This is a genomic window from Stenotrophomonas sp. EMP41, from assembly GCF_047495535.1.
Taxonomy (GTDB): Bacteria; Pseudomonadota; Gammaproteobacteria; order Xanthomonadales; family Xanthomonadaceae; genus Stenotrophomonas; species Stenotrophomonas sepilia.
The window spans coordinates 995,938-1,021,984 of record NZ_CP179923.1 but is presented as its reverse complement, the minus strand read 5'-3'; the positions used below and the strand labels follow the sequence as shown (position 1 = coordinate 1,021,984).

Here is a 26,047-nt window from a genome sequence, read left to right as displayed (position 1 = left end):
CAGCACCCGGGGCCCGCGCGCTCCAACCTGGTCCGGCATGTCCAACTCCCGCTTCGTACATCTCCACGTCCACACCGAGTTCTCGCTGGCGGACTCCACCATCCGTGTGCCGGCCAAGCCGGACCAGGCGGACCCGAAGAAGGCCAAGCAGGCCAACCTGCTGTCGCGCTCGGTGGAGCTCGGCCTGCCCGCACTGGCGGTGACCGACCTCAACAACCTGTTCGCCCTGGTCAAGTTCTACAAGGCCGCCGAAGGCGTCGGCATCAAGCCGATCGCCGGTGCCGACGTGCTGATCGCAGAGGAAGGCCAGGACCCGTGGCGGATGACCCTGCTGTGCCGCGACCGCGAGGGCTACCTGAGCCTGTCGCGGCTGCTGACCCGCGCCTGGATGGAAGGCCATCGCCCGGAAGGTGGCGTGGCCATCCACCCGGACTGGCTGAAGGCCGGCAATGCCAACCTGTTCGCGCTGGCCGGCCGGCAGAGCCTGGCCGGGCGCCTGGCACTGGACGGCAAGCATGAACTGGCCGAGCAGCAGCTGGCCGACTGGCAGCGCGTATTCGGCGATGGCCTGCACCTGGAGCTGACCCGTACCGGCCGCGAGGGCGAGGAAACCTTCAACCAGTTCGCGCTGATGGCCGCTGGCCAGCGCGGCCTGCCGGTGGTCGCCAGCAATGACGTGCGCTTCCTGTCGCCGTCGGATTTCAGCGCGCACGAAGCGCGCGTGTGCATTTCCACCGGCCGCGTGCTGGACGATCCCAAGCGTCCGCGCGAGTACAGCGACCAGCAGTACCTGAAGTCGGCCGAGGAGATGTGCGCGCTGTTCGCCGACATCCCCGATGCGATCGACAACACGCTGGCGCTGGCCGAGCGCTGCAACATCGAGATGCGGCTGGGCACCTACTTCCTGCCCAACTACCCGGTGCCCGACGACGAGACCCTGGACACCTGGATCCAGAAGATGTCGCGCGACGGCCTGGAAGAGCGCCTGGAGAAGAACCCGCTGGCGCCGGGCAAGACCCGTGAGGAGTACTTCGAGCGCCTGGAGTTCGAGCTCAACACCATCATCAAGATGGGCTTCCCCGGCTACTTCCTGATCGTGGCCGACTTCATCCAGTGGGGCAAGAACCAGGGCATCCCGATCGGTCCCGGCCGCGGCTCGGGTGCCGGCTCGCTGGTGGCGTGGGCGCTGAAGATCACCGATCTGGACCCGCTGCCGTACAACCTGCTGTTCGAGCGATTCCTGAACCCGGAACGCGTGTCGATGCCCGACTTCGACATCGACTTCTGCATGGACCGCCGCGACGAGGTGATCGACTACGTTGCGCGCAAGTACGGGCGCGAGCGCGTCAGCCAGATCATCACCTACGGCACCATGGCCGCCAAGGCGGTGGTGCGCGACTCCGGCCGCGTGCTCGGGTTCCCGTATGGCCTGGTCGACGGTGTTTCCAAGCTGATTCCCAACATCCTGGGCATCCACCTGAAGGATGCGCTGGGCAAGGGCAAGGAAGGCCCCAGCTCGGAAATGGCCTCGGCCGAACTGATCCAGCGCTATGAAACCGAGGACGATGTCCGCGACCTGATCGACCTGGCGCTGCAGCTGGAAGACCTGACCCGCAACGCCGGCAAGCACGCCGGTGGCGTGGTGATCGGGCCCGAACCGCTGAGCGAGTTCTGCCCGCTGTACGCCGAACACGACGAGAATGGCCTCGGCAAGAACCCGGTCACCCAGTTCGACAAGAACGACGTGGAAGAAGTCGGCCTGGTCAAGTTCGACTTCCTCGGCCTGCGCACGCTGACCATCATCGACTGGGCAGTGAAGGCGATCAACAAGCGCCACGAACGCGCGGGCATTCCGCCGGTCGACATTGCCGCGATCCCGCTCGACGATGCGCCCACCTACAAGGACATCTTCGCCAACGGCAACACCGGCGCGGTGTTCCAGTTCGAATCCTCGGGCATGCGCCGCCTGCTGAAGGACGCGCGCCCCGACCGTTTCGAAGACCTGATCGCGCTGGTGTCGCTGTACCGCCCCGGCCCGATGGACCTGATTCCCTCGTTCAACGCGCGCAAGCACGGCCAGGAAGAAATCATCTATCCCGATCCGCGCACCGAAGCGATCCTGAAGGACACCTACGGCATCATGGTGTACCAGGAGCAGGTGATGCAGATGGCGCAGATCGTCGGCGGCTACTCGCTGGGCGGCGCCGACCTGCTGCGCCGCGCGATGGGCAAGAAGGTGCCGGCGGAAATGGCCAAGCACCGCGAGATCTTCCGCGAAGGTGCAGCCAAGGGCGGCGTCGATGGCCCAAAGGCCGACGAAATCTTCGACCTGATGGAGAAGTTCGCCGGCTATGGCTTCAACAAGTCGCACGCCGCTGCGTATGCGCTGGTCAGCTACCAGACCGCGTGGCTGAAGCGGCATTACCCGGCCGAATTCATGGCGGCCACGCTGTCCTCGGACCTGGACAATACCGACAAGGTGGTCGGCTTCCTCGACGAGGTGCGCAACCTCGGCCTGACCGTGCTGCCGCCGAAGGTGAACCAGTCGGCCTTCATGTTCGAAGCGGTCACGCCAGACACGATCCAGTACGGCCTGGGCGCGATCAAGGGCGTCGGCCAGGGCGCCTGCGAAGCGGTGGTCGAGGAACGACTGAAGGGCGGGCCATTCAAGGATCTGCTGGACTTCTGCACCCGCGTCGGCTCGGCCAAGCTCAACCGGCGCACGCTGGAAGCGATGATCAACTGTGGCGCGCTCGATGAGCTCGGCCGCAACCGTGCCTCGCTGATGCTGCAGCTGCCGGAAGTGATCAAGGCCACCGACCAGATGGCACGCGAGCGTGCGTCCGGGCAGAATTCGCTGTTTGGCGGGCCCGATCCGAGCACCGTTTCGATCCAGCTGGACCTGCCCGAAGCCGAAGAATGGCCGCTGCTTCAGCGCCTCAACGGCGAGCGCGATACGCTGGGCTTCTATCTCAGCGGCCACCCATTCGATCCCTGGCGCGACGATGTGCGCGATCTGGTAGGCAACGACCTGGGTTCGGTGGAGAAAATCTGGAGCGCAAACAGCGGTGGCGGCGGTGGCGGCGAGAAGCGCTGGCGCCCGGAAGTGCAGACCGTGCTGGCCGGCCAGGTGGTCGGCGTGCGCCGCAAGGGCGAAAGCCAGATCTTCATCCAGCTGGAGGACGGTCGCGGCCGCGTGGAGTGCAGCGCGTTCTCCGATGCGATGGCCGAGTTCGGCCACCTGATGACCAAGGACCGCATCCTGGTGGTCAAGGGCGGCCTGCGCGAGGACGAATTCAACGGCGGCTACGCGCTGCGCATCCGCCAGTGCTGGGACTTCGACGAAGTCTGCGCCAACTACGCCACGCGGCTGTCGTTGCGCCTGGACCTGCGCCAGCAGCGCCCGGTCTGGGAGCGCATCAACGCCCTGCTCGACCGCCATCGCCCGGGGCGCACGCCGCTGCGCCTGGACCTGCTGCTGAAGGGCCCGCACGGCGGTGTCGCCGGCATGCTGGATGTCTCCGGGCAGAGCGCAGTACGCATCGATTCCAAGCTGATGGAGGCGCTGCGCGCCGACCCGGCCGTACGCACGCTGAAGGTGCGCTACAGCCCGCCGTGGGCCAGCTGAGGCTGGCTGCTTCGTGTTCCTGTTTTCCCGTTCCAGACATCAAGGACGATTGCCGATGAAGACCCTGCTGTTCCCGTTCGTTGCCGCACTGGCACTGGCCGCCTGCTCGCCGTCGAAGATCGAGTTCCAGATCGACAACCCGACCGACACGCCGCTGGCGCTGAGCATCGACGGCCAGGACCTGCCGGTGGCCGCGCACGGCTCGCGCCCGATCTCGCTTGCCGTTGGCGAGCATCGCCTGCATACCGACACGCTCGGCGACGTGCGCTTCATCGTCTACGTCGACGGTCGTGGCGGCCTGATCAACCCGACCCTGAGCGAATACGTGATCGCACGCGAGGTCTACGTCACCGACGAGAGCAAGCTGAAGAACTTCGGCACCGGCAAGGCCGGCATCGAGCTGGGCGGCGTCGACTTCGAGGGTCCCTTCGAGAAGCGCCACGACCTGTTCATCGACAAGACCTGGACCTACGGCGTGCGCGAACCGTTCCCGAAGGAAAAGGTGGTCGCCCACGTCGATTCCAGTGGTGGCCAGATCGTCGCCAAGGTGTTCACGGCACCGGATTTCATCGCCTACGTCGAGGAAGGCATGGGCGAGCCGGGCGCGTTCAAGCGCGAACAGCCGGCCGGCTACGTGGCCCCGGCATACAGGCTTGAACCGGCACCGGCCAGCCTGCCGGCGCTGGCGCCGGCGTTCGAGGCGCATGCCGCGCCGCTGCGCGAGGTCTACGCGCAGTGGCTGAAGGCCACCACCGCCGATGAACAGAAGGCCCTGCGCAAGCAGGACTTCGCTGCGCAGATGGCCTTCACCTCGGCCACTGCCACCCTGGGCAGCGGCCTGGGCCGGGACGCCAACGAGGCCTACAACGACTTCGTTTCCAAGCGCAGCCAGTTGATGGGCCGCAGCGCCCTGGTGGTGCCCTGAGCTGACTGGCGCCGCCTGCCCGGCTGCGCTACCGTCGCCTTCCAGACGAAGGCGTACGGGTGGTTTGCACGCATTCGGCTAGAATTGCCCCCTTCTTTACACGACGGCTTCCGATGAATCCGAACTACCTCGACTTCGAGCAACCCATCGCCGACCTGGAAGCCAAGATCCAGGAACTGCGCAACGCCAGTGCCGGGCCGGCGGTCAATGTCGAGGCGGAAGTGCACGCGCTGCAGGACAAGCTGCGCATGCGCACCGCGCAGATCTTCCGCAACCTGACCTCGTGGCAGGTGCTGCAGCTGGCCCGCCACCCGTCGCGCCCGTACACCGCCGACTACATCCGCATCATCTGCGATGAGTTCCAGGAGCTGGCCGGTGACCGTGCCTTCGCCGACGACAAGGCGATCATGGGCGGCCTGGCCCGCATCAACGGCCGCGCGGTGATGGTGATCGGCCACCAGAAGGGCCGAGACACCAAGGAAAAGATCAAGCGCAACTTCGGCATGCCCAAGCCGGAGGGTTACCGCAAGGCGCTGCGGCTGATGAAGATGGCCGAGCGCTTCGGCCTGCCGGTGCTGACCCTGATCGACACCGCTGGTGCGTGGCCGGGTATCGACGCCGAATCGCGCGGCCAGTCCGAAGCGATCGCGCGCAACCTGATCGAGATGGCCGAGCTGAAGGTGCCGATCATCTGCACCGTGATCGGTGAAGGCGGCTCCGGCGGCGCGCTGGCGCTGGGCGTGGGCGACCGCACCGTAATGCTGGAATACGCGGTGTACTCGACCATCACCCCGGAAGGCTGCGCCTCGATCCTGTGGAAGGACGCGGGCAAGGCCAAGGAAGCGGCCGAACAACTGGGCCTGACCGCCCCGCGCCTGAAGAGCCTGGGCCTGGTCGACAAGGTCGTGCGCGAGCCGACCGGTGGCGCCCACCGCAACCCGACGCAGATGGCCAAGCGCCTGAAGGCCGTGCTGCTGAACGAGCTGGACGCGCTGGAGAAGCTCTCCACCGAACAGCTGCTGGAGCAGCGCTACGCGCGCCTGCGCAGTTACGGCACGTACGAAGCGGCGTGATCCGGTAGTGCCGGCCGCTGGCCGGCAACACGCAGGTGGTTGCAGAAATGAAAGAGCCGGGCATTTGCCCGGCTCTTTCGTTTCCGCCCTGGCCGCATCCACGCATGGCGTGGATCTACCGGGTGCAGATGACCCCGCCTCAGAACGGCTTGGCCAGCACCAGCCACACGATCGGGATGAACGCCAGCAGCGGGATCTCGTTGATCCAGCGCAGCGCGCGCGACGACGGCAGCGCCCTGCCCTTGGCCACGCCCTTCAACAGACGGCCGATCCAGCTGAAATACACCAGCAGCACCACCACCAGGCCCAGCTTGGCGTGCAGCCAGCCAGCGCCGCCCGGCGCGACCATGGTCGGAAAATCCGGGATGATCTTGTAGCCCAGCCACAGCACCAGGCCCAGCACAAAGGCCAGGCCGAACATCGAGTGGCCGAAACGGTACAGGCGCAGGCCCATCAGCTGCAGGCGCTCGGTCACGGCCGGCTGGCCTGCGGTCTCGGCCAGGTTGACCAGGATGCGCGGCAGGTAGAACACCGTGGCCATCCACGCCACCACGAACACGATGTGGAAGGTCTTGACCCAGTAGTAGCTCTGCATGCGCTCGCTCCGGCGGCTGGCGTGGATGGGCGCCTATTGTCGCAGTAGAGCCACCCCATGGGTGGCTGCCGCGTCCAATCGCCGCAATCAGGACAGCCACGCATGGCGTGGCTCTACTGCGGGTCCGCCACACCCGGGGGCGCAACACCGTACGATAGGCGCCGTTTTCCCCGATCGCGCACCGCCCCATGGACAAGACCTACGACGCCGCCTACTTCCAACGCTGGTACCGCCGCGCCGACATCGGCGGCAGCGCCCGGCTGGCGCGCAAGGTGGCCCTGGCCGTGGCCAGCGCCGAGTACTACCTGGAACGACCGATCCGCAGTGTGCTGGACATCGGCTGCGGCGAAGGCGCCTGGCGCGCGCCGCTGCTGAAGCTGCGTCCGAAGGTCGAATACCTGGGCTTCGACAGCAGCGAGTACGCTGTGCGCCGCTACGGCCGCACCCGCAACCTGCACCTGGCCCGCTTCGGCGACTTCGCCTGGCTGCGGCCCTGCGCCCCGGTCGACCTGCTGGTGTGTTCGGACGTGATGCACTACGTGCCCGACCGCGAGCTGCGCGCCGGCCTGGCCGGCGTGGCCGAGCTGACCGGCGGCGTGGCCTTCCTGGAGACCTTCGCCGCCGAGGACGCGTTCGAGGGCGACCACGACGGCTTCCAGGCCCGCCCGGCACGCTGGTATCGGCGGACGTTGGCCCGGCACAGCTTGCAGCCGGTAGGGTCGCACTGCTGGCTCGGTCCCGCCCTGGCAGGCGATGCCGCCGCGCTGGAACGGATGTGAATCCGGATTCATTATTTTCAGCCAACTTAACCTGCGGGACACCCGGATGGGATATGCTGCGCGGCAACATATGACCATACATATTCGGTCGTCATGCTCTATCAACTGCACGAACTGACCCGCAACCTGCTCGCTCCCTGGGTGCACCAGGCCCAGGCCAACGCCAGATTCTTCGCCAACCCGGGCCACTGGTGGTCGCAGATGCCCGGCGCCGATCGCCTGGCGGCGGTCAATGAGCTGTTCCACCGCATCGGCAAGGATTACGAGAAGCCCGAGTGGGGCATCAACGAAATCGACGTCGACGGCGAGCGCGTGCCGATCGTCGTGCACGAGGAAGTGAACAAGCCGTTCTGCAAGCTGCTGCGCTTCAAGCGCCACAGCAATGAAGCCGACCAGCTGCACACCATGCTCAACCAGCCCTTCGTGCTGGTGGTGGCGCCGCTGTCCGGCCACCACGCCACGCTGCTGCGCGATACCGTGCGCACGCTGCTGCGCGACCACCGCGTGTACGTGACTGACTGGATCGACGCACGCATGGTGCCGGCCAGCGAAGGCGAGTTCGGCCTGGACGATTACATCGCCTACATCCAGGAGTTCATCCGCCATCTGGGCGTCGAACGCCTGCACGTGGTCAGCGTGTGCCAGCCGACGGTACCGGTGCTGGCCGCGGTTTCGCTGATGGCCAGCCGTGGCGAATCGACGCCCCGCACGCTGGTGATGATGGGCGGCCCGATCGATGCGCGCTGCAGCCCGACCGCAGTGAACAACCTGGCCACGCAGAACCCGCTGTCGTGGTTCGAGAACAACGTCATCCACACCGTGCCGGCCAGTTACCCCGGCGCCGGCCGCCGCGTGTATCCCGGCTTCCTGCAGCACGCCGGCTTCCTGTCGATGAACCCGAGCCGCCACTTCAGCTCGCACTGGGATTTCTACACCGATCTGGTCAAGGGCGACCTGGAAGACGCCGACGCGCATCGTCGCTTCTACGACGAGTACAACGCGGTGCTGGACATGCCGGCCAAGTACTACCTCGATACCATCCGCGTGGTGTTCCAGGACTTCCTGCTGCCGCGTGGCGAGTGGGTGGTCAACGGCGAGAAGGTCGATCCGTCGGCGATCCGCGATACCGCGCTGCTGAGCATCGAAGGCGAGCTGGACGACATCGCCGGCCTCGGCCAGACCGAGGCGGCGCAGGCGCTGTGCACCGGCATTGCTGCTGACCGCCGCGAGCATTTCATCGTCGAAGGTGCGGGCCACTACGGCATCTTCAGTGGCCGTCGCTGGCGCGAGGTGGTGTATCCGAAGGTGCGCGACTTCTTCGCCGCGCATGCCGAAGCACCGGCGGCGAAGGCCACGAAGAAGAAGAGCAACGTCACCCCGTTGCGGCGCAAGGCGGGGTAACTCCCCGCCGTGGGGTCGGATCCCTTTCCAACGGAAAGGGCTCTGACCCAGCATGATGGGATCCGGGGTCAGAGCCCTGTTCTGCGAACAGGGATCCGACCCCTGGCCTGTTACAACCGCACCAGCAGGTTCTTGGCAATCAGCCCATGCAGCTTGCCGATGCCGCGTGCCAGGTGCATCGTCAGCACCAGCAGCAGTGCGCCCGCCGCAGCAACCGCGATCGCCACCAGCGGCGAGGCGGCCATCGGCAGCACGTTCACGCCATCGACGTAGACACCCGGAATGTCACCGCTGAACAGCGCGGCCACCGGCGCCCAGATCAACCCCAGTGACAGCGACAGCAGCGTCACCGCGATGGTGAAGTAGACCACGCCCAGCGGCAGCATCAGCACGAAGTACAGCAGGGTCAGCCAGGTACGGCCATCGGTGAACATGTCGCCGATGCGCTGCAGCCAGGTGCGGCTACGGTCGGTGTAGCGCGGACGGCGCGGCATGCGCTCGCCCAGCAACGCTTCCACCAGCCGCCCTTCCAGCAGCGCCAGCCCGCGCACCGAGCCGAAGAACAGCACGGTCAGCGGAATGCCGATGATCAGGATCAGCAGGCCGAGCGAGAGCGACAGGCCGGTCACCACCCAGGTGAAGAAGAAGATGCCGGTGGCCAGCGACAGCAGCATGTAGAACAGCGCACCGTAGGTGTGCGGATCGGCCACCACGCCGAAGAAGCGCGCCAGCAGCGAACGCTGCACTGGCGCCTGCGGCGACGAGGCCGGCTCGACGCCACTGGCTTCGGCCGCCGCACGCAGCACCGGCGCGGTATCCGCACGCGGCGTACGCAGCGCGCGGTTCACCGTCACTTCGGTCTCGCGGTAGATCTCGGCCACCTCGTCCGGCGCACCGTAGCTGCCGGCGACGTCGGCGATCACCTCGGCCTCGCTGCGGCCGGGCTGCGCCGCCAGCTCCGAGCGCAGGTATTCCTCGGCGTCGTACAGCGCGTCCTGCACCATCGCCGGATCGGCACCTTCCAGCGCCGCGCGCAGCTGCGCCAGGTACTGCGGGATGGTGGTGGGCAGGGCGCGGCCTGCCAGGCTCGGGTCGTTCATTGCGGTACCCCCTCCAACACGGAATCGACGGAATCGCGGGTGGCCTGCCAGGCCTGGCGCCACTGCGCCAGCACCTCGCGGCCACGTTCATTGATGCGGTAGTAGCGCCGCGGCGGCCCGCTGCTGGACGGCTCCACATGGCTTTCCAGCAGCCCGGCGCCCTCCAGGTTGCGCAGCACCGGGTACAGCGCGCTCTGCTTGCCGCTCAGCACGCCCTCGCCCACCCGCTCCAGCTCCTTGGCAATGAGGTAGCCGTACAGCGGCTCCCCGGCCCGGGCCAGCACCGCCAGCAGGGCCAGCGACACCGTTCCGGCGCTGAGCTCCTTCTGGAACTTCTTCAGGTGGACATCGTCCTCGGACATGACCGGCCCTCCACTACGTTGAAGTCCACAGTAGTGCGAAGTTCGGTATAGCGAATGTGTCGTTAGTCACTCTGCCGGTTGGCGCGGCTGCGCGGCTCGCGCAGAATCGAAGCCTTGTTCATGTTCCGGGGTTCCCATGCCGCACCGTCGTCGCCTTGCCCTGACCGCCCTCGCCCTGGCCTGCCTGCTGCCCGCCCTGGCCAGCGCAGCCACGCCCTACCGCAGCCCGCAGCAGATCCTCGACGCCTCGGCGGCCAGCGACTGGCGCACCCCGGACCCGGCCAACCTGCTGTACATGGACCTGCCGGCCGGGCGCGTGATCATCGAGCTGGCGCCGCAGTTCGCCCCCCGCCATGTCGCCAACATCCAGACCTTCGCCCACGAGCACTTCTGGGACGGCACCAGCATCTACCGCTCGCAGGACAACTTCGTGGTGCAGTTCGGCGATGCCGACGCCGATGACGCGGCCAAGGCCAGACCGTTCGGCAGCGCCGCGCGCAAGCTGCCGGCCGAGTTCGAACGCGCCAGCGCCGGCCTGAAGGTCAGCGTGCTGCCGGATCGCGATGGCTGGGCCGCGCAGACCGGTTTCGTCGACGGCTTCCCGGTCGGCCAGGACCCGCAAGCCGGCAAGGCCTGGCTGGCGCACTGCTACGGCATGCTCGGTGCCGGCCGCAGCAACGAGGAAGACAGCAGCATCGGCGCCGAACTGTACGTGGTGACCGGTCAGTCGCCGCGCCAGCTGGACCGCAACATCACTCTGGTCGGTCGCGTGTTGAAGGGCATGGAGCTGCTCAGCGCGACCCGGCGCGGACCGGCGCCGATGGGCTTCTACACCGACCCGAAGCTGCGTACGCCGATCCTGTCGATCCGCCGTGCCAGCGACGTGCCGGCGGCCGAGCGCACGCCGATCCAGGTGCTGCGCACCGATTCGAAGACCTTCGCCGATACGGTGGAGGCGCGGCGCAATCGCGTGGATGATTTCTACAAGCGCCCGGCGGGGCATATCGACCTCTGCAATATTCCGGTGCCGGTGCGGTAGGAGCCTGGCTTCCTGCGCGTTGCGCGTGCTGAAGGTACTTCGCTGTTCATGGGCGTTACTTTTCTTTGTGCGCAAAGAAAAGTAACCAAAAGAAACGCTCCGCCGGTCGCGAGCCGGTGCTGCGCACCGGTACCCTCCGCTCCTCGGCCCGTCGAGGGACGGCGCGGGAACTCGCTGCACTCAGACACCCGCGCCTCTTCGCCCTCGCCGGACCTGCGGTGCTCGGCTCGCTCAAGGCGGATCCCAGATCAAAGGCAGAAGCGGTCGCTTCGCTCGCAGGGCCCGGCCCGGCCCGGCACTACCAAGCATCGTCGTGCAGCTGTGGCTCTTGACCTTGGGTCCGCCTTGAGCGAGCCGAGCATCGCAGGGGAATCAGGGGCGAAGAGGTGCCAATGTCTTGTAGAGCCGACTGTTAGTCGGCTGACCTCTGCACACCGTCCCCTGATTCACCGAGAAGCGCAGGGGACCGACGTGCGAAGCACGGCGGCTCGCGGCTCGGCGGCGTGTTTCTTTGGTTACTTTCTTTGCACGAGCAAAGAAAGTGACACCTCTCCGCAGGCACGGAAAAGACCTGCCGGGCAGCGCCCGGCACTACCAGCGCTTCGGCACCCTCAGCCCTTCTGGCTTACCGCCACGCTACCCAGAATCAACACACCCGCAATCAACATCTGCACAGTCACCGCCTCACCCAGGAACAACCACGCGAAGGCCGCGCCGAACAGCGGAATCAGGTAGGTCACCGTCGACGCCCGCGACGGGCCGATACGACCGATCAGTCGATAGAACATCAGGAACGCCAGCCCGGTACAGGCGACGCCCAGTGCGATCGCTGCGCCCCAGGCCTTCAGTGGAATCGCCGCCTGCGGCCAGTGGGTCACCGCCATCGGCAGCATCCACAGCGAGGCACACGACAGCGTTGCAGCAGCGGCCGCGGCCGACGGCAGGCCGGTCATGTGCCGCTTTACCAGGTTCACGCCCAGGCCGTACAGCAGCGAGGCCGCCGCACCGGCCAGCACTGCAGTGCCGATGCTCAGGCCCGACACCTTGGCGGTGGCCAGTACCACCACGCCGGCGAAGCCGACCAGCAGCGCCCCGGCGCGGCGCATGCCGATCTTCTCGCCGAAGAACAGGAACGCGATCAGCGCGGCGAACAGCACCGTCATCGCATTGCAGATCGCACCGATCGCGGCCGGCGCCTGCTCGGCGGCATAGGCAAACAGCACGAACGGCAGCGCCGAATTGATCAGGCCGATCGGCGCCAGCCACAGCCACCGGCGCGGCGGGAACTGCGCGCGGGCGTGCCACAGGAACGGCAGCAGCACCAGCGCGCCCAGCACCAGCCGCACCTCGACCAGCGCGAATGGGCCGAACGACGGCACCGCCACCCGCATGAACAGGAACGAGCAGCCCCAGATGGCGCCCAGCAGGGTCAATTCCAGCGGCGTGCGCCAGTCGCGCTCGGCCGCCTGTGGGATCGCATTCATGCCCTGCCTCCGTCCATCGTCTGTTCCTCGCCAAGGCAGACAGGATCAGACGCAGACGCCCGCCGCACAAGCGCGTAGTATCGCTGCCAGCCACAAATATGGTTTGAGGCTCGACATGCAGCTACGCCCTTCCCTGCTCCCCGCACTGGCGGTGTTCGCGGTCGCCGCACGGCACCAGAATTTCGCCCAGGCCGCGCAGGAGCTGCACCTGACCGCCAGCGCGGTCAGTCACCACGTGCGCCGCCTGGAAGAAGTGCTGGAAACCCGGCTGTTCCTGCGCCACGCCCGCGGCGTGCGCCTGACCGCCGAGGGCCGGCAACTGGCCGACGCCGCCAGCGCCGCCTTCACCGATGTCGCGGCGGTCGCCCATCACCTGCAACCGGATGCCGACAGCGTGCCGTTGCGTATCACCACGCTGCGCTCGCTCTCATACTGCTGGCTGCTGCCGCGACTGCCACGCTTCACCCAGGCCTATCCACACATCCGCATCGAGCTGCACACCGGCAGCGGCCTGGATCGCTACGACGACAACGGACCGGAAGTCGGCATCCGCTACGGGCTGGGCCAATGGCCGGGCCTGCGTGCACAGCACCTGATGGATGACTACCTGTTCCCGGTGGCCTCACCGGCGCTGGCCGGGGTCGAAGCACTGGTTGATCCGGCGCGCATCGCCGACCTGCCGCTGCTGACCGACCTGTCGCCGCAGGGCTGGCGTGACTGGTTCCGCCACGCCGGCGTGCGCCCGCCGTCGCCGCTGCCGCCGATGCACACCTTCGCCGACAGCACCGACGCGATGCGTGCAGCGGTGTATGGCATGGGCGCGGTGCTGGCGCGCACCCACATCGCCCAGCCCTACCTGCAGCGCTACGAGGTGGTGCGCCTGCCCGGCCCGGCATTGAAGGCACGCTATGCCTACCACGTGGTGCACGCAGAAGGGCAACCGCCGAGCCCGGCCGCGCGCCTGTTCATCGACTGGTTGCTGGAACAGGCGCAGGACGAACGCACGCCGATCCCGGCATTGCCGGAAAGCCTGCTCGGCCGCCCGGCCACGCTTGCCTGACTTCGCCCTCACCCGTTCTTTGCCCGATGCTGGCTAGGCTGCTTGCACCTCCACAACGTACCTACGCCATGGCCATGCTGCGACTGCGCATCACCGGAACCGAAGACGACGCCCGTGCCATCAGCGACCTGCTGCTCGGCCTGGACGGCATCGAACATGTCGAGGAAACCGACGACCTGATGCCGCACATGGACGACGACGATTCCAGTTCGGCCGGGCTGTCCGACGACATCGGCCCGGGCATCCACGAGCTGGAAGTGGAAGTCGGCAATGAAAGCACTGCGCAGAAGGTACGCGACGCCGTGCAGGAGCTGGCGCTGGAGCTGGATGTGTTCGTCGAGTACGAGACCGACGAGGGCTGACGCCGGCTCCCTGCCGGCATCAGCCGTCACCTCAGCGGGTGGGCGGCAGCGTGCGACGGCGGCGACGCCACCACGCCCGCACACCCCAGGCCACGACCAGAGCCAGCACGCCCACCGGCAGCAGGGCCGCCACCGCGCGGATCAGGAACGCGATGCTGCTGCCGAGGATGCCGCCCGATTCGCTCAGCGCCTCGCCGATCTCGCTCCGGCTGCGCTGGCCAGAGGTGGTCTCGAAGTGCAGCGTCACCAGCTGGGTATCGATGCGACGACGCTGCTGCGCGGCGTCCTTGTTGGCTTGCTCAACGCCGGCCTCGATCTCCGACAGGCGCGTGGTGATCGCCATCAGGTCTTCGATCTTCAGGTCCTTGCGGTCCTGGTAGGACAGCAGCCGTGCGTGTTCCTTCTCCAGCCGCGCCTTGGTCAGCGCGGTGTCGGCCACGGCCTGCGCGAGGTCCTCGGCACGCGTGTTGCGCGACTGCAGCGTTCCGCCCTCACCGGCCATCGCGATCAGCGGCTCGGCGCCCTTCGGCGCGATGCGCACCTTGACCTCACCGCTGGGTTGCTCGCCACTGCGCTGGTCGACCTGCAATACCGCGCAGTCGCCGAACTTCGCGCTCTGGCAGGCTTGGGCGATCTGCTGGATGCGCGGCGCGATCTTTGCCGCCTCCAGCTGCACCTGCACGTCATGTTCATAGGCGAGGAACGCACCTTCTGGCGACGCGACGGCCGCTTCGGCGGCCGGGGCGCCCGCATCGGCGGCCATGTCGCCCTGCTTGGCGCAGCCCGCCAATGCCAGCAGCACCACCGGCATCGCCAGGCTGCGCGTCCAGGCGCGCGCGCCGGTCACAGTGCGGCTCCGTTGTAAGACGTGACCGAAAGACCGGCCAGATCGACCTGCGGCACGCAGCGCACGTTCACCGCCACCATCGGTGTGCCGGTACGCGGGTCGACCGCTTCGCTGTAGGGGGCGACGCCACATTCGCGGCAGTGGTGATGGTCGATGTGGGCCTTGTTGAAGTGGTAGGTGGCCACGTCAGCCGGATCGGTGGTCAGCTGGAACGCCGCACGCGGGGCGAACCACAGCAGGCTGCCGCGACGGCGGCACATCGAACAGTTGCAGTCGATGACGTCGCTGATCGGCGCCTCGGCCTGTACGGTGAATGCGATCCTGCCGCAATGGCAGCTTCCCTGGTATTCCATGTCCTGCGCTCCTTTGGAGGGTCCTTGAATCCGCCCATGGTAATCCTATGGCACGGGGACAAAGCAGCGACGGGGCCCTATGCTCAGGGTTTGACCCCGTACAGGAATGCCGATGCGCCCGCATCTTCTTGCCCTCGCCCTGGTCGCTGCGCTGGCCGGTTGCCAGCCTGCCGACGCCCCGACCAACGCTTCCACCCCGGCCGCCAGCCAGCAGGCCGGTGATGCGGCGGTCGATGCCGCCTTCGCCGATCTGTCCAAGCGCGCCCTGGACACCTGGATGCAGCTGTCGCCGGTCAGCGCCACCCAGATCGGTGACCACCGCTACGACAGCGAACTGGACGACCTGAGCGCCGCCGGCCAGCAGAAGACCGTGGCCGCCTACAAGGCGCTGCTGGGCGAGCTGGACAAGATCGAGGTGGCCAAGCTGGGCCGCGAGAACCAGGTGGACGCGGCGATCCTGCGCAACCAGCTGCAGTCGGAAATCTGGAACGCCGAAGTGCTTCAGTCCGGCAAGTGGGACCCGCAGCTGTACAACGGCATCGCCGGCAGCGCGATCTATGGCCTGATGGCCCGCGAGTTCGCGCCGCTGCCGGAACGCCTGAAGTCGGCGACCGCGCGCATGGAAAAGCTGCCGGCGATCTTCGCCCAGGCACGCGAGAACCTGGATCCGGCCCGCGTTCCGAAGATCCATGCCGAGACGGTGGCCAAGCAGAACAAGGGCATCCTCAGCATCGTCGATACCTTCATCACCCCGCACATCGGCGAACTGCCGCAGGCCGACCAGCAGCGCCTGCAGGCGGCCATCGACGGCCTGAAGAAGGCGGTGGACGAGCAGCAGACCTGGCTGGACAAGACCCTGGTGCCGAACGCCAAGGGCGACTTCCGCATCGGTGCGGAAAAGTACGACCAGAAGCTGAAGTTCGCGCTCAGCTCCTCGCTGTCGCGCCAGGAGATCGGTGAGCGTGCGCGCGCCGAACTCAAGCGTGTGCGCGAGGACATGTACGGCATCGCGCAGACCGTGCTGAAGGACAAGCCGGGTGCGCCGGAGATGCCGGCCCAGCCGACCGACGAGCAGCAGCAGAAGGCGATCGAAGCTGCGCTGGAGCTGGCCTACGCCGACAAGCCGGCACGCGACAAGGTGGTCGACGATGCCAAGGCCGCACTGGAGCAGTCCACCGCGTTCGTGCGCGAGCACGACCTGATGACCCTGCCCGACGCGCCGGTGGACATCATCCTGATGCCGGAATTCCAACGTGGCGTGGCCGTGGCCTACTGCGATTCGCCGGGTCCGCTGGACAAGAACCTGAAGACCTTCTACGCCGTGTCGCCGATTCCGGACGACTGGAACGACAAGCAGGTCGACTCGTTCCTGCGTGAGTACAACTCGCGCATGATCCACCTGCTGAGCATCCACGAAGGCACCCCGGGCCACTACCTGGAAGGCTGGCATTCGGCCAAGTTCCCCTCCACCCTGCGTGCGGTGCTGCGTTCAGGCCTGTTCGCCGAAGGCTGGGCGGTCTACACCGAGCGCATGATGCAGGAGCAGGGTTACCTCAACAACGACCCGCTGTTCCACCTGGTGCAGCTGAAGTTCTACCTGCGCACGATCTCCAACGCGATCCTCGACCAGGGCGTGCACGTGGACAACTGGGATCGCGAGAAGGCGATGCACCTGATGACCCACGACGCGTTCCAGCAGGAAAGCGAAGCGGCCGGCAAGTGGGTGCGCGCGCAGCTGACCTCGGCGCAGCTGCCGACCTACTTCGTCGGTGCGCAGGAACACTTCGACACCCGCAAGGCGGTGCAGGAGAAGCTGGGCGACAAGTTCAACCTGAAGGCGTACCACGACCAGGTACTGTCCTACGGCGCCCCGCCGGTGCGTTTCGCACGCCAGCTGATGCTGGACCAGCCGATCGAGTGATCGGGGTGGTGTAAGTTGGAAACGGAACGGCCCGGGCAAACCCGGGCCGTTTCTGCAGGCCGCCCCGAAATGACGAAACGGAGAACTCAGACGACCACTGCTGAGTAGACTCGAGCGGCGAGATCATGCGCGACGCCCATATTGACCAGTGCAAAATCAGACTCGTCTTCCCCACCGGTCTTTTTGACAATCTCCTGCAACTGGTACCTGCGCTCATACGAGGCCAGCACATCGCCAACGTCACCCTTCGAACGGGCAGCACAGACGATCACCTTGCATCCTGCCTGTGCAAGTTGGTCGATCAGACCATCCACGGTTCCGGAAACATCACCGCGGTTGAAAATTCCGATCTTGCATCCGTTGATCTGAACCATTGCACTGAAGTCGAGCTTGTGGCCAATAGCCTCAAACGAAATCAATCGCGTGGCAGAGTGCGCAGCCAGCAGTCGGTACAACATGAGAAGCGTCGAGCTCTTTCCCGAGTTGCTGGCGCCACGAAGCGCGATCAGCTGTTTTTTCATTTTCCAAGTCCATTTTCAGGGTTGAAGTAATGCTGCCGGAACCTGGCAGCGAGCACACACATCATGCCGCCGAGTTGCACCGGATTCAGCGGCATTGAATGGCGGCAATCCAAGTGTCGGCACCCGCCTTGGTTCACGGGACTCTGCGGTCTTCAGACACCATCGACAGCCCTTTTGCCATCTCCGCTGAAAGCCCTCACTTTAGCTCCAAGTAGTTGCCTAAACTGCGCTTCAGTGCACCCAGTCTTCGCACACCCTTGCGGCACCAGCGTCGCCCGTACCGGCGGCTGCATTTCACTCAGTGGCACCGCGTCACGCAACTGCTCCTTGGTGGGATAGACATATACCAGCCGGTAGTGCGCCCTCCCGCTGTGCCCACGCCAGCGTTCGAACTGCAGCAGGCCACCGATCGGTGTCTTCTCGTACTGCCCCGGCAGGCTGTAGTCGCTGATTCCCAACGCCGCCAGCACGGAACCGATGTTGGAATCGTGACCGACCAGCAGGGTCACCTTCGGCGACGCCGGGTCGTCGAACAACGCATTCACTCTTGTCAGCAGCGGAGCGGCCACATCACGCGCCACCTCGGGCGTTCCGAACAGGATGTCCTGGTAGCGGTTGCGGATCTGCGCCAGCGCCTGCCATTGCGCCTCGGTGGTCAACCGACCCCAGCCTTCGCGGGGGATGCCACTGCCCTGGTAGTGCTCCATCAACAAGGCATCGACCAGCCCGCTGGCCAGCGCCAGTGATCCGGACGCGCGTGGTTCCTTGCCCGGTTCCGTACTGAAGGTGGTATCGGCCAGCGCCAGATGGCAGTTGCCGTGCCCCTTGCATGCCGCCGACTGCGGATAGCGGGTGATCTCCTCCACCACGGACAAAGCCGGTGCCAGGTCCACTGCGGCCAGCGCTCGCTGCATTGACTCCAGCGCGCGCGTGCGGAATGCCGCGTCGTCGCGGCGGATCACCGGATCGAACAACGGATCCATCGTCCCCAGCGCCATGCGCTGTTCGACCGCAACATGGCAGCCCGGAAACGCACCGGCAATGAAGAACTGCGCGGTGGCCTGGGTACGCTCCAGGCTGTTGGCATGGGCGTGGAAGTCAGCCGGCTGCGGGCAACCCGACGCCGGCAACAATTGCACCTGGCGCAGCCACTGGCCGATGTAGCGCCCCATGTAGACCTCCAGCACGCCGCCCTTGGTGGTCAGCTCGCCGGGGCCCACATCCCAGCGTGGCCAGCGCTCCGGCGTGGCATGGGCAAGGGCGCCTGACGCCACCACCGGCGCGCGCAGGTTGTGGCGGCTGAGCAGGACGACCTGCTCGAGCTGGTCATTACCTACACCGTCCGCCGCTCCACTCGCTGCCATGCCCGGTGCAGCCATGACCAGCATCATCACCAGCGGTAGACGACGCAATAGGCGGAAATACATCGCGGCGACCTGGAACGGATGAGCCAGCATTATCCACTGCTCCGGTGCGAAGGGTATCGCAGATCCTGCGGATGTATCCCTGCGTTGTGCACCTCCATGGCGATGACCAGCCGCTCGGCAGCGCCACCGAGCGGCAGTCTCAAGAGAGTCGAACTGTTCCGACTTCAACCGCGGAGGTCTTTTGTCGTGAAAAGCCCACCCCGCCCCCAGTATCTGGGCGCACCAGGTTCCAGCACCTCCAACTACTTCCGGTCGCAAGCATCACCAAACATTGCGCGAATCTGACGACTACACGCCATGCCCCGCCTCTACCTGTGTCCAGATCGCCCCCCGGCATTGATCAATCAACGGGTTCGAAACGTCGAGCAGCAGATCATCTGCTCGGCCCACACGAAGATCCGAGTGAAAGTCCTACGACACAGGACTGCGGCTACCGACAGCCAGGCGCCACGCGGACGGTACATTCTTGATGCCGACCGAGAAATAGCCCCCGGTCTTCCACTTATCTTCGACAAAGGAACTACGTCATGAATGTATCCGCCACCCTCTTGGATCCGAAAACCGTCGCAACTTGGATGAAATTCTCCGGCGCAAACGCAAACGCGCTGGACACCATCTTTGAAGCCGAAGTTGATGGCATCAAAGTTGCGGCATTCAGCAGCGACTGCTGCGGGTCCAACAATTACGAAGATCCGCGATAAGGAAGGTGATGGCACACGGCTCGTACGTGTGCCATCAACCCAACCTGCCGGATTCAGGCTCAAGATCACACGCAGCTGAAATAAAATGAGCACCAGAGCATCAACACCCCAGCAGCCCAATACCCCATGCGATGCGATATTCCCGTACCCAACGGATAGCACATCGTCGACCGCCATCATTGTGGCGACGACCCGTTCCAGCATCGACCGTGCCATTGACCTATCAAACAGAGGAATGGTCACCGGGATCATTGGTGCTGACTCGGCATACTCGATAGCGCCATCCGAGGCTCTTCACAAGCTGGAGCGCAAACCGGGACGCCACATCATCGTTGTGTTCAGCGACCAACTTACATCCAGCGTTGACGCGCCTGTCCTGACATCCCGCCAAGGTCAGCAGCGTTTCCTATCCTTGGTCGAGGCGATTCTGAACAACCTTCACGGATTTCGCCTCATTGCATGCACGCATGAAGGCGCAATATCGTTGCCTCCCGGTTCCCCTCTTGTTTCCGTGCTGCGCGTCCTTTCGGACCATCTGGATGCCAATCGCCGAATAGGCAGCAACTGGCTCGCAGAAGCAGCACAGATCCAGCGGCGGCCGGGCACACGACTTTCCGAAAGCAGAATCCGCCAGCGCGTTTTCCACTCCGCCATGATGCACATGTACTGGAAGCATCCAGACTTCAATCCCATGAAATTTGACCAGATCCACGGAGAACTGAAGAGTTTTTACCGTGCATCGGAACCACGAAAGGAACCCGGCGATGCGCAACAGCCAGGCCTGTGAGATTGATCAGTACGCCCCGATGGCGACCATTCGACACGATATCCAGACAGAGCAGCAGCTTGACCTGCATCTCTCCGACAGCGAAAGGGTTGCTATCCACTCGGCATGCAGAATGAGCGGACTCGATCTGGACTCATACTATCGATGGTATCAACAGAAAAGCACCATCAGCTCCCAACTGGCACAGCTTGACCGCCATTCACTTCTCGAAGCCATCCGTTGCATTGATCGCTCCGACTATTCGTCAATCAATGAAAGGCTCCCGAGCGACAGAGGAGTTGTGATCGCACTTCCGCATCATGGCCACTACGTCCTGTCTGCCATCCGCCTGATGGAGAGCATTCGCCACCATCGTGATGTTCACATCTTCTACGGAGATCCAACCAACCATTCCGGCAACGAGCTATTCGACGATCTCTATCGACGACTGTTCGATCGCGCCGGATGTCGCGCTGGCATTGTCCACTCGAATGCAAAAGGAATCGCTACAGCACTTCGCGCCCTGAAGAACGGGGCAGCTGTCATCATGATGCCCGACGTTCACCGCCTGCGCGAAGAAGCCTTTTGTATTCCATTTCTTGGCCGCCGCCTGGACGTCATGCTAGGCACCGCCGCTATGGCTCGAAGAACCGGGAGTTGCATCCTGCCGGTCGTATCCCTCGTTGACCACGATTTTCAGGCAACCGCTGTTCTCGGAGACCTGATCAATCCGAGCCACACGCCAGCGCCGGTTCCATCAGACGTTTCTGACTACTGGACCACATTGGAGATTTTCCGCTTTCTAGAACGCCAGATGGGTCCTCAGATCATCTATTGGCAGTACATCCGACAGCATCTCCTGCAGAGATCGAGGTTCCCGCACTTTCACCCCGACACAGTTGATGCGGCATGGAGCATGTTTTCGAAAGACCAGCGAACCCATCCGCGCCCCATGTTCACAGCATGCCTGGATTGAGCATGGATGGACTACGCACCTCGTCAATCGGCTTGATAGGCCTTGTTCTCATTGCGCTTTCTTCCGCCGATGGATACGCCAGAGATCAAGAAGAGCCCAGCATTACTCCCCTTCGCACCGTCCATGCGACCCCTCCAAGGCCAGGGCCACGCATCTGGAAGTTCACGAAGGGATATTCAACCGTGCTGGTCTTGGGCACGGTTCAACCTCTCAGGAAGGGCCTATTCATAGATACCCGCAGCGTGGAGGCCGCAATTTCAGCATCCGACGTGGTTCTAAGTCCGCCAGGGGTGACAATCGAACACGATGGCGGATTTTTTGGCGGCCTCTTGCTGTGGCCCTCCATCCGCAAACTCAAGTTCCTCGACGGCGACAGAACGCTGCGTGACGCACTTACGGGCGCCGAGTATGCGAGATGGAACGAGCTCAAGCATCGCTACAACCTGCGCGACACCAGCATTGAGAGAATGCGCCCGATGTACGCGGCCTGGAAGGCTCATGACACCGCACTGAGGGCCAGCGAAATCAGGACCGGCAGCCATCTTTCCAAGGCTATCCTCCAGACAGCCCGACGGCACCGGAAGCCTATCGTCGATGCTCGCTTCTCTGTGCCGGTAAAGGCCGCCAGACAGACGATTCAGAATTTCCACATTGATCCTGTGCTCGACCGCAGGTGTTTCGCAGATGCCACTTCAAGCCTGCAGCCTTGGCTCGATCGAGTCGACGAAATCGGTCGTGCATGGGCGGATGGAGACATTGAAGCAGACGTACTTCTGCACGCTCCATCATCACCCTCTCGGTGTTGGGTCCGCCTGACCAATGATGCAATCGCCAACACGATGAACCTGAACCTTGATGTCGAGAGCCGAGCTCACTGGCTCGAAGCGCTTCGCTCCACCCCTTCCCGCCACAACACCGTTTTCACCACCCTGCCATTGGAAGACCTTCTCCATTCAAAAGGCATGGCCGCCGCGCTTATGGAAGAAGGATACACTTCCGATGCTGGAGCAATCGCTGGCAATCAGCCATTTCCAAGCTATCCGACCAGCGTGAACTGATGTTCAGCCAGACCCATGGAAGTGGACTGTGACACCTGGCGATACACACACATCGGTGTTACTGATCGGCCGCCACGAAACCACCGGTCTGCCGCGCCCACAACCGTGCGTACAGACCACCGGCGGCGATCAGTTCGGCATGGCTGCCGGTCTCGACGATGCGGCCCTGGTCCATTACCACCAGCCGGTCCATGCGCGCGATGGTCGACAGCCGGTGCGCGATCGCGATCACCGTCTTGCCGCCCATCAGCTCATCCAGGCTGTCCTGGATCGCCGCTTCCACTTCCGAGTCCAGCGCCGAGGTCGCTTCGTCCAGCACCAGGATCGGCGCGTCCTTCAGCAGCACGCGGGCAATGGCGATGCGCTGGCGCTGGCCGCCGGAGAGTTTCACGCCACGCTCGCCGACATGCGCGTCGTAGCCGCGACGCCCCTGACCGTCCACCAGCGTGTCGATGAAGGCTTCGGCACGCGCCTTGGCCACGGCAGCGCGCAACTGCTCATCGGTCGCGTCCGGACGGCCGTACAGCAGGTTGTCGCGGATCGAGCGGTGCAGCAGCGAGGTGTCCTGGGTGACCACACCGATCTGCTGGCGCAGGCTTTCCTGGGTGACGTACGCAATGTCCTGGTCGTCGATCAGGATGCGGCCGCTTTCCAGGTCGTACAGGCGCAGCAGCACGTTGACCAGGGTCGACTTGCCGGCACCCGAGGGACCGACCAGGCCGATCTTCTCGCCCGGCTTCACCACCAGGTCCAGGCCTGCGATCACGCCACCCTTCTTGCCGTAGTGGAAGTGGATGTCCTGGAAATGCACGCCGCCACGGGTCACCTGCAACGGCACTGCATCCTCGCGGTCCTGCACGGTCAGCGGCTGGGCGATGGTGGTGATGCCATCCTGCACCGTGCCGATGTCCTCGAAGATGCCGTTGATGGTCCACATGATCCAGCCGGACATGTTATGGATGCGGATCACCAGGCCGGTCGCCAGCGTTATCGCACCGACGGTGATGTGCCCGCCATTCCACAGCCACAGCGCCAGCCCACAGGTACCGGCGATCAGGAAACCGTTGACGATGGCGATGGTCAGGTCCATGCCGGTGGTCACCCGGGTCTGCGCGCGGTGCTTGACCGCCAGTTCCTGGATCGACTCGGCCACGTAGGCCTGCTCGCGCCCGCCATGGGCGAACAGCTTCAGCGTGGGAATGTTGGTGTAGCCGTCGACGATGCGGCCCATCGCCTTGGAGCGCGCTTCGGACGCAATCCAGGCCCGTTCCTTCGCGCGCGGCACGAAGTAGACCATGATCACCGCATAGGCCAGCAGCCACAGGACCAGTGGCACCATCAACCGCCAGTCCGCCTGCGCGAACAGGTACAGCGCCGTGCCGGTATAGACCACGATGTACCAGAGCGAATCGACCATCTGCACCGCTGACTCGCGCAGCGAGGTACCGGTCTGCATGACCCGGTTGGCGACGCTGCCGGCGAAGTCGTTCTGGAAGAAGCTCAGGCTCTGCCGCACCACGTAGTTGTGCATCAGCCAGCGCGAGCGGTTGCTCAGGCCGGGCACGATGGCCTGGTTGACCAGCAGGTTGTGCAGGCCCACCAGGATCGGCCGCGCGATGACCGTGATGAACAGCATCCAGCCCAGTTCATTGGCATGGCGCTTGAAGAAATCGGCACCGGGCTGCTCGGCGACCATGTCGACGATGCGGCCCAGGTAATCGAACATGGCCACTTCCACCAGCGCCAGCAGCAGGCCGGCGATCAGGGTCGCCAGCAGCACCGGCCAGACCGGGCGCAGGTAGTGCAGGTAGAACGGCAGCACCTTGCGCGGCGGCATGCGCCCGTCCACGGGCGGGAACACCGGGATCAGGGATTCAAACCAACGGAACATCGCATTCCCTCGCCTTCAATAGCCGGCGGAGTATCCCACGCCGGATGTGTACGCCGGCCGACGATGCCGCGGCGCCGGTAGTGCCGGCCGCTGGCCGGCAACCTCGCGACGTTTCCACGGATCATGAGGTTGCCGGCCAGCGGCCGGCACTACCCTCATTCTTTGACCGGGGTGAACAGCAGATCCTGGAAATCGAAACTGAAATCGGTCAGGTCGGAAATCGGCTGCATGCGCACCTCGCGCACCTTGCCATCCGGGTCCAGGCTGAAGTTCACGAACGCATCGGCGTTGAGCGAACGGTCGTCCCAGCGCACGATGAAGGTGTCATGCTGCCAGTGCTCCAGGCGCCCGCTCAGCTGCGCGGTCTTCGCAAAGCGCAGGCGCAGGCCCTTGCCTTCGGCGCTGATCTGCATGTCGCCATACCAGCGGTCACGGAAGCTGCCGGTGTAGCCGGCCAGCGCCAGCGATGGCCGGCTGCCCTTGTCGCGTGCGCTCTGGTGCTTGGCCCAGGCCTCGTCGGCCTTGTCCTGGCCCTTGGCCACGGCCTTGGCATAGGCGTCCACCCAATCGTGCTTTTCTCCGCCCAGGTAAGCGTCAAGCACGCTCAGGGTGATCGCATTGAACGCGGCGCCCACTTCCTGGTTGGTCAGCACCACCACGCCCAGCTTCTCGCCCGGCACCAGGGTCAACCGCGAGACCATGCCCGGCCAGCCACCGGTATGCCAGACCAGCTTCTGACCACGGTAGTCGCTCAGGCTCCAGCCTTCGCCATAGCCGGCGAAGTTGGCCCGCGCCGGTGCCAGCTCCGGCACGCTCGGTGCCGGGATCGACTGCGGGGTGATCATCCGCCACATCTGCTGCTGGCTCTTCTCGCTGAACAACGGCGTGCCGTCGGCCAGCTTGCCTTCGGCCAGCTGCACCTGCATCCAGCGCGCCATGTCGTGCGCGCTGGAATAGATGCCGCCGGCGCCGGCATTGTTCGACCAGGTCAGTGGTGCGACGGTGCGCAGGTCCTTGAAATCGTACTTGGCGTGGCCGACCGCCGCCTTGTCACCTGGCTTCAGGTGGTCGGCGTTGTAGCGCGTGCCAGCCATCCCCACCTTGTCGAAGATGCGCGTCTGCAGGAACTGCTGGTAGCTCATGCCGGACACGCGCTCGATCACCTGTTGGGCGACCGCGTACAGGATGTTGTCGTACGCATAGCTCTCGCGGAAGCCGCCCTTCAGCGGCACCCTGCCCAGTCGCTCCACGACTTCGGCGTTGCTGTAGGAGGTGGCCGGCCAGAACAGAAGGTCACCGGCGCCCAGGCTCAGCCCGCTGCGATGCGACAGCAGGTCGCGGATCGTCATCTGCCCGGTCACGAACGGATCGGACATGCGGAACGACGGCAGGTGGTCGATCACCCTGTCATCCATCTTCAGCTTGCCGTCCTCGGCCAGCAGGTTCAGCGAGGTGGCGGTGAACGCCTTGGTATTGGAAGCGATGGCAAACAGGGTGTCGGCCTGCACCGGCTCCGGCTTGCCCTGCTCGCGCACGCCCCAGCCACGTTCCAGCACCACCTGGCCATCCTTGACCACGGCCACGGCGATGCCGGGCACGTCGAACTGCGTGCGCACGCGCTCGACGGTCGCATCCAGGTCCTGCAGCTGCTGCGGGGTCGCCGCATTGGCCATGGTCGTGCACGCCAGCAGCACGGCTCCTCCGATCCAGGTTTTCATCCAGCACCATCTCCGAACAGGGGTAGCGGCCATGTGCAGGCCGTCACCGGGGTTTCGCAG

The 26,047-nt window shown here is 65.1% G+C and carries 23 protein-coding genes; 13 read left to right on the top strand and 10 right to left on the bottom strand.

Going from position 1 to position 26,047, the window contains the following annotated elements:
- Nucleotides 1-37 precede the first annotated feature (37 nt).
- From dnaE to ACMGRF_RS04625, 3 genes are all read left to right on the top strand, one after another.
- Nucleotides 38-3,628 carry a DNA polymerase III subunit alpha gene (gene dnaE / locus ACMGRF_RS04635; RefSeq protein WP_049416729.1) on the top strand — a complete coding sequence of 1,197 codons (3,591 nt, stop codon included), beginning with the start codon at nucleotides 38-40 and terminating at the stop codon, nucleotides 3,626-3,628.
- A 55-nt stretch (nucleotides 3,629-3,683) separates the two neighbouring features.
- Nucleotides 3,684-4,553: a hypothetical protein gene (locus tag ACMGRF_RS04630; RefSeq protein WP_049416730.1), complete on the top strand. Its 870-nt coding sequence runs from the start codon at nucleotides 3,684-3,686 to the stop codon at nucleotides 4,551-4,553.
- A gap of 113 nt (nucleotides 4,554-4,666) precedes the next feature.
- Nucleotides 4,667-5,626, top strand: coding sequence for an acetyl-CoA carboxylase carboxyltransferase subunit alpha (locus ACMGRF_RS04625; RefSeq protein WP_049416733.1), 960 nt, complete (start codon nucleotides 4,667-4,669; stop codon nucleotides 5,624-5,626).
- Between the two features lie 139 nt (nucleotides 5,627-5,765).
- Here the strand turns inward: ACMGRF_RS04625 and ACMGRF_RS04620 are convergent, their stop codons facing one another.
- The gene (locus tag ACMGRF_RS04620) at nucleotides 5,766-6,221 is read right to left on the bottom strand and encodes a CopD family protein (protein WP_049416734.1); all 456 of its coding nucleotides are present in this window, start codon (nucleotides 6,219-6,221) and stop codon (nucleotides 5,766-5,768) included.
- 188 nt (nucleotides 6,222-6,409) lie between these two features.
- On the opposite strand from ACMGRF_RS04620, the gene ACMGRF_RS04615 reads away from it, so the two are divergent.
- Nucleotides 6,410-7,000: a class I SAM-dependent DNA methyltransferase gene (locus ACMGRF_RS04615; RefSeq protein WP_049416736.1), complete on the top strand. Its 591-nt coding sequence runs from the start codon at nucleotides 6,410-6,412 to the stop codon at nucleotides 6,998-7,000.
- Nucleotides 7,001-7,093: 93 nt separating this feature from the next.
- Entirely contained in the window at nucleotides 7,094-8,401 is a 1,308-nt protein-coding gene (locus tag ACMGRF_RS04610; protein ID WP_049416738.1) for a polyhydroxyalkanoate depolymerase, read from the top strand.
- A gap of 110 nt (nucleotides 8,402-8,511) precedes the next feature.
- On the opposite strand, the gene ACMGRF_RS04605 is transcribed toward ACMGRF_RS04610, so the two are convergent.
- Together ACMGRF_RS04605 and ACMGRF_RS04600 are read right to left on the bottom strand one after the other, a co-directional pair.
- Entirely contained in the window at nucleotides 8,512-9,501 is a 990-nt protein-coding gene (locus ACMGRF_RS04605) for a sensor domain-containing protein (RefSeq protein ID WP_049440891.1), read from the bottom strand.
- Nucleotides 9,498-9,863, bottom strand: coding sequence for a PadR family transcriptional regulator (locus ACMGRF_RS04600; RefSeq protein ID WP_004150914.1), 366 nt, complete (start codon nucleotides 9,861-9,863; stop codon nucleotides 9,498-9,500). Before ACMGRF_RS04600 ends, ACMGRF_RS04605 begins: the two co-directional genes overlap by 4 nt.
- Nucleotides 9,864-9,999: 136 nt before the next feature.
- Between ACMGRF_RS04600 and ACMGRF_RS04595 the strand changes: the two genes are divergently transcribed.
- The gene (locus ACMGRF_RS04595) at nucleotides 10,000-10,902 is read left to right on the top strand and encodes a peptidylprolyl isomerase (RefSeq protein ID WP_099495080.1); all 903 of its coding nucleotides are present in this window, start codon (nucleotides 10,000-10,002) and stop codon (nucleotides 10,900-10,902) included.
- A 611-nt stretch (nucleotides 10,903-11,513) separates the two neighbouring features.
- Here the strand turns inward: ACMGRF_RS04595 and ACMGRF_RS04590 are convergent.
- On the bottom strand, nucleotides 11,514-12,386 hold the full coding sequence (locus ACMGRF_RS04590; RefSeq protein ID WP_049417251.1) for a DMT family transporter: 873 nt from the start codon (nucleotides 12,384-12,386) through the stop codon (nucleotides 11,514-11,516).
- A gap of 115 nt (nucleotides 12,387-12,501) precedes the next feature.
- Between ACMGRF_RS04590 and ACMGRF_RS04585 the strand changes: the two genes are divergently transcribed.
- Entirely contained in the window at nucleotides 12,502-13,446 is a 945-nt protein-coding gene (locus ACMGRF_RS04585; protein ID WP_099486702.1) for a LysR substrate-binding domain-containing protein, read from the top strand.
- Nucleotides 13,447-13,514: 68 nt separating this feature from the next.
- Entirely contained in the window at nucleotides 13,515-13,808 is a 294-nt protein-coding gene (locus ACMGRF_RS04580) for a hypothetical protein (RefSeq protein WP_005415831.1), read from the top strand.
- 31 nt (nucleotides 13,809-13,839) lie between these two features.
- Here the strand turns inward: ACMGRF_RS04580 and ACMGRF_RS04575 are convergent, their stop codons facing one another.
- Nucleotides 13,840-14,619 (bottom strand): DUF4349 domain-containing protein, encoded by a 780-nt coding sequence (locus tag ACMGRF_RS04575; RefSeq protein WP_414485908.1) that lies wholly within the window; start codon nucleotides 14,617-14,619, stop codon nucleotides 13,840-13,842.
- Nucleotides 14,620-14,651: 32 nt separating this feature from the next.
- Nucleotides 14,652-15,008: a GFA family protein gene (locus ACMGRF_RS04570; protein ID WP_049417256.1), complete on the bottom strand. Its 357-nt coding sequence runs from the start codon at nucleotides 15,006-15,008 to the stop codon at nucleotides 14,652-14,654.
- A gap of 112 nt (nucleotides 15,009-15,120) precedes the next feature.
- Here ACMGRF_RS04570 and ACMGRF_RS04565 point away from each other — a divergent pair, with 112 nt between their 5' ends.
- Entirely contained in the window at nucleotides 15,121-16,929 is a 1,809-nt protein-coding gene (locus tag ACMGRF_RS04565; RefSeq protein WP_099560111.1) for a DUF885 domain-containing protein, read from the top strand.
- Between the two features lie 86 nt (nucleotides 16,930-17,015).
- Here the strand turns inward: ACMGRF_RS04565 and ACMGRF_RS04560 are convergent, their stop codons facing one another.
- Together ACMGRF_RS04560 and agp are read right to left on the bottom strand one after the other, a co-directional pair.
- Nucleotides 17,016-17,450, bottom strand: a complete 435-nt coding sequence (locus tag ACMGRF_RS04560; RefSeq protein WP_180879618.1) for a hypothetical protein — start codon at nucleotides 17,448-17,450, stop codon at nucleotides 17,016-17,018.
- A gap of 152 nt (nucleotides 17,451-17,602) precedes the next feature.
- On the bottom strand, nucleotides 17,603-18,907 hold the full coding sequence (gene agp, locus ACMGRF_RS04555) for a bifunctional glucose-1-phosphatase/inositol phosphatase (protein ID WP_414485678.1): 1,305 nt from the start codon (nucleotides 18,905-18,907) through the stop codon (nucleotides 17,603-17,605).
- Between the two features lie 497 nt (nucleotides 18,908-19,404).
- Between agp and ACMGRF_RS04550 the strand changes: the two genes are divergently transcribed.
- From ACMGRF_RS04550 to ACMGRF_RS04535, 4 genes are all read left to right on the top strand, one after another.
- Complete coding sequence (locus tag ACMGRF_RS04550) at nucleotides 19,405-19,578, top strand: hypothetical protein (protein ID WP_180879619.1); 174 nt, start codon at nucleotides 19,405-19,407, stop codon at nucleotides 19,576-19,578.
- Between the two features lie 85 nt (nucleotides 19,579-19,663).
- Entirely contained in the window at nucleotides 19,664-20,365 is a 702-nt protein-coding gene (locus ACMGRF_RS04545) for a hypothetical protein (protein ID WP_180879620.1), read from the top strand.
- Nucleotides 20,343-21,320 carry a hypothetical protein gene (locus tag ACMGRF_RS04540; RefSeq protein ID WP_414485677.1) on the top strand — a complete coding sequence of 326 codons (978 nt, stop codon included), beginning with the start codon at nucleotides 20,343-20,345 and terminating at the stop codon, nucleotides 21,318-21,320. The genes ACMGRF_RS04545 and ACMGRF_RS04540 overlap by 23 nt, the downstream gene beginning before the upstream one ends.
- A 2-nt stretch (nucleotides 21,321-21,322) precedes the next feature.
- Nucleotides 21,323-22,378, top strand: coding sequence for a TraB/GumN family protein (locus tag ACMGRF_RS04535; RefSeq protein ID WP_414485676.1), 1,056 nt, complete (start codon nucleotides 21,323-21,325; stop codon nucleotides 22,376-22,378).
- A 58-nt stretch (nucleotides 22,379-22,436) separates the two neighbouring features.
- Here the strand turns inward: ACMGRF_RS04535 and smrA are convergent, their stop codons facing one another.
- A complete protein-coding gene (gene smrA / locus ACMGRF_RS04530) occupies nucleotides 22,437-24,269 on the bottom strand; it encodes a multidrug efflux ABC transporter SmrA (protein WP_180835048.1) in 1,833 nt (610 codons plus the stop codon).
- Between the two features lie 155 nt (nucleotides 24,270-24,424).
- Nucleotides 24,425-25,987: a serine hydrolase gene (locus ACMGRF_RS04525; protein ID WP_111096460.1), complete on the bottom strand. Its 1,563-nt coding sequence runs from the start codon at nucleotides 25,985-25,987 to the stop codon at nucleotides 24,425-24,427.
- Nucleotides 25,988-26,047 lie beyond the last annotated feature (60 nt).

What these genes read in the sequence shown, in the direction of transcription:
- dnaE (WP_049416729.1), top strand. Translation starts at nt 38, where the DNA reads ATGTCCAACTCCCGCTTCGTACATCTCCACGTCCACACCGAGTTCTCG.
- ACMGRF_RS04630 (WP_049416730.1), top strand. Translation starts at nt 3,684, where the DNA reads ATGAAGACCCTGCTGTTCCCGTTCGTTGCCGCACTGGCACTGGCCGCC.
- ACMGRF_RS04625 (WP_049416733.1), top strand. Translation starts at nt 4,667, where the DNA reads ATGAATCCGAACTACCTCGACTTCGAGCAACCCATCGCCGACCTGGAA.
- ACMGRF_RS04620 (WP_049416734.1), bottom strand. Translation starts at nt 6,221, where the DNA reads ATGCAGAGCTACTACTGGGTCAAGACCTTCCACATCGTGTTCGTGGTG.
- ACMGRF_RS04615 (WP_049416736.1), top strand. Translation starts at nt 6,410, where the DNA reads ATGGACAAGACCTACGACGCCGCCTACTTCCAACGCTGGTACCGCCGC.
- ACMGRF_RS04610 (WP_049416738.1), top strand. Translation starts at nt 7,094, where the DNA reads ATGCTCTATCAACTGCACGAACTGACCCGCAACCTGCTCGCTCCCTGG.
- ACMGRF_RS04605 (WP_049440891.1), bottom strand. Translation starts at nt 9,501, where the DNA reads ATGAACGACCCGAGCCTGGCAGGCCGCGCCCTGCCCACCACCATCCCG.
- ACMGRF_RS04600 (WP_004150914.1), bottom strand. Translation starts at nt 9,863, where the DNA reads ATGTCCGAGGACGATGTCCACCTGAAGAAGTTCCAGAAGGAGCTCAGC.
- ACMGRF_RS04595 (WP_099495080.1), top strand. Translation starts at nt 10,000, where the DNA reads ATGCCGCACCGTCGTCGCCTTGCCCTGACCGCCCTCGCCCTGGCCTGC.
- ACMGRF_RS04590 (WP_049417251.1), bottom strand. Translation starts at nt 12,386, where the DNA reads ATGAATGCGATCCCACAGGCGGCCGAGCGCGACTGGCGCACGCCGCTG.
- ACMGRF_RS04585 (WP_099486702.1), top strand. Translation starts at nt 12,502, where the DNA reads ATGCAGCTACGCCCTTCCCTGCTCCCCGCACTGGCGGTGTTCGCGGTC.
- ACMGRF_RS04580 (WP_005415831.1), top strand. Translation starts at nt 13,515, where the DNA reads ATGGCCATGCTGCGACTGCGCATCACCGGAACCGAAGACGACGCCCGT.
- ACMGRF_RS04575 (WP_414485908.1), bottom strand. Translation starts at nt 14,619, where the DNA reads ATGCCGGTGGTGCTGCTGGCATTGGCGGGCTGCGCCAAGCAGGGCGAC.
- ACMGRF_RS04570 (WP_049417256.1), bottom strand. Translation starts at nt 15,008, where the DNA reads ATGGAATACCAGGGAAGCTGCCATTGCGGCAGGATCGCATTCACCGTA.
- ACMGRF_RS04565 (WP_099560111.1), top strand. Translation starts at nt 15,121, where the DNA reads ATGCGCCCGCATCTTCTTGCCCTCGCCCTGGTCGCTGCGCTGGCCGGT.
- ACMGRF_RS04560 (WP_180879618.1), bottom strand. Translation starts at nt 17,450, where the DNA reads ATGAAAAAACAGCTGATCGCGCTTCGTGGCGCCAGCAACTCGGGAAAG.
- agp (WP_414485678.1), bottom strand. Translation starts at nt 18,907, where the DNA reads ATGCTGGCTCATCCGTTCCAGGTCGCCGCGATGTATTTCCGCCTATTG.
- ACMGRF_RS04550 (WP_180879619.1), top strand. Translation starts at nt 19,405, where the DNA reads ATGAATGTATCCGCCACCCTCTTGGATCCGAAAACCGTCGCAACTTGG.
- ACMGRF_RS04545 (WP_180879620.1), top strand. Translation starts at nt 19,664, where the DNA reads ATGAGCACCAGAGCATCAACACCCCAGCAGCCCAATACCCCATGCGAT.
- ACMGRF_RS04540 (WP_414485677.1), top strand. Translation starts at nt 20,343, where the DNA reads ATGCGCAACAGCCAGGCCTGTGAGATTGATCAGTACGCCCCGATGGCG.
- ACMGRF_RS04535 (WP_414485676.1), top strand. Translation starts at nt 21,323, where the DNA reads ATGGATGGACTACGCACCTCGTCAATCGGCTTGATAGGCCTTGTTCTC.
- smrA (WP_180835048.1), bottom strand. Translation starts at nt 24,269, where the DNA reads ATGTTCCGTTGGTTTGAATCCCTGATCCCGGTGTTCCCGCCCGTGGAC.
- ACMGRF_RS04525 (WP_111096460.1), bottom strand. Translation starts at nt 25,987, where the DNA reads ATGAAAACCTGGATCGGAGGAGCCGTGCTGCTGGCGTGCACGACCATG.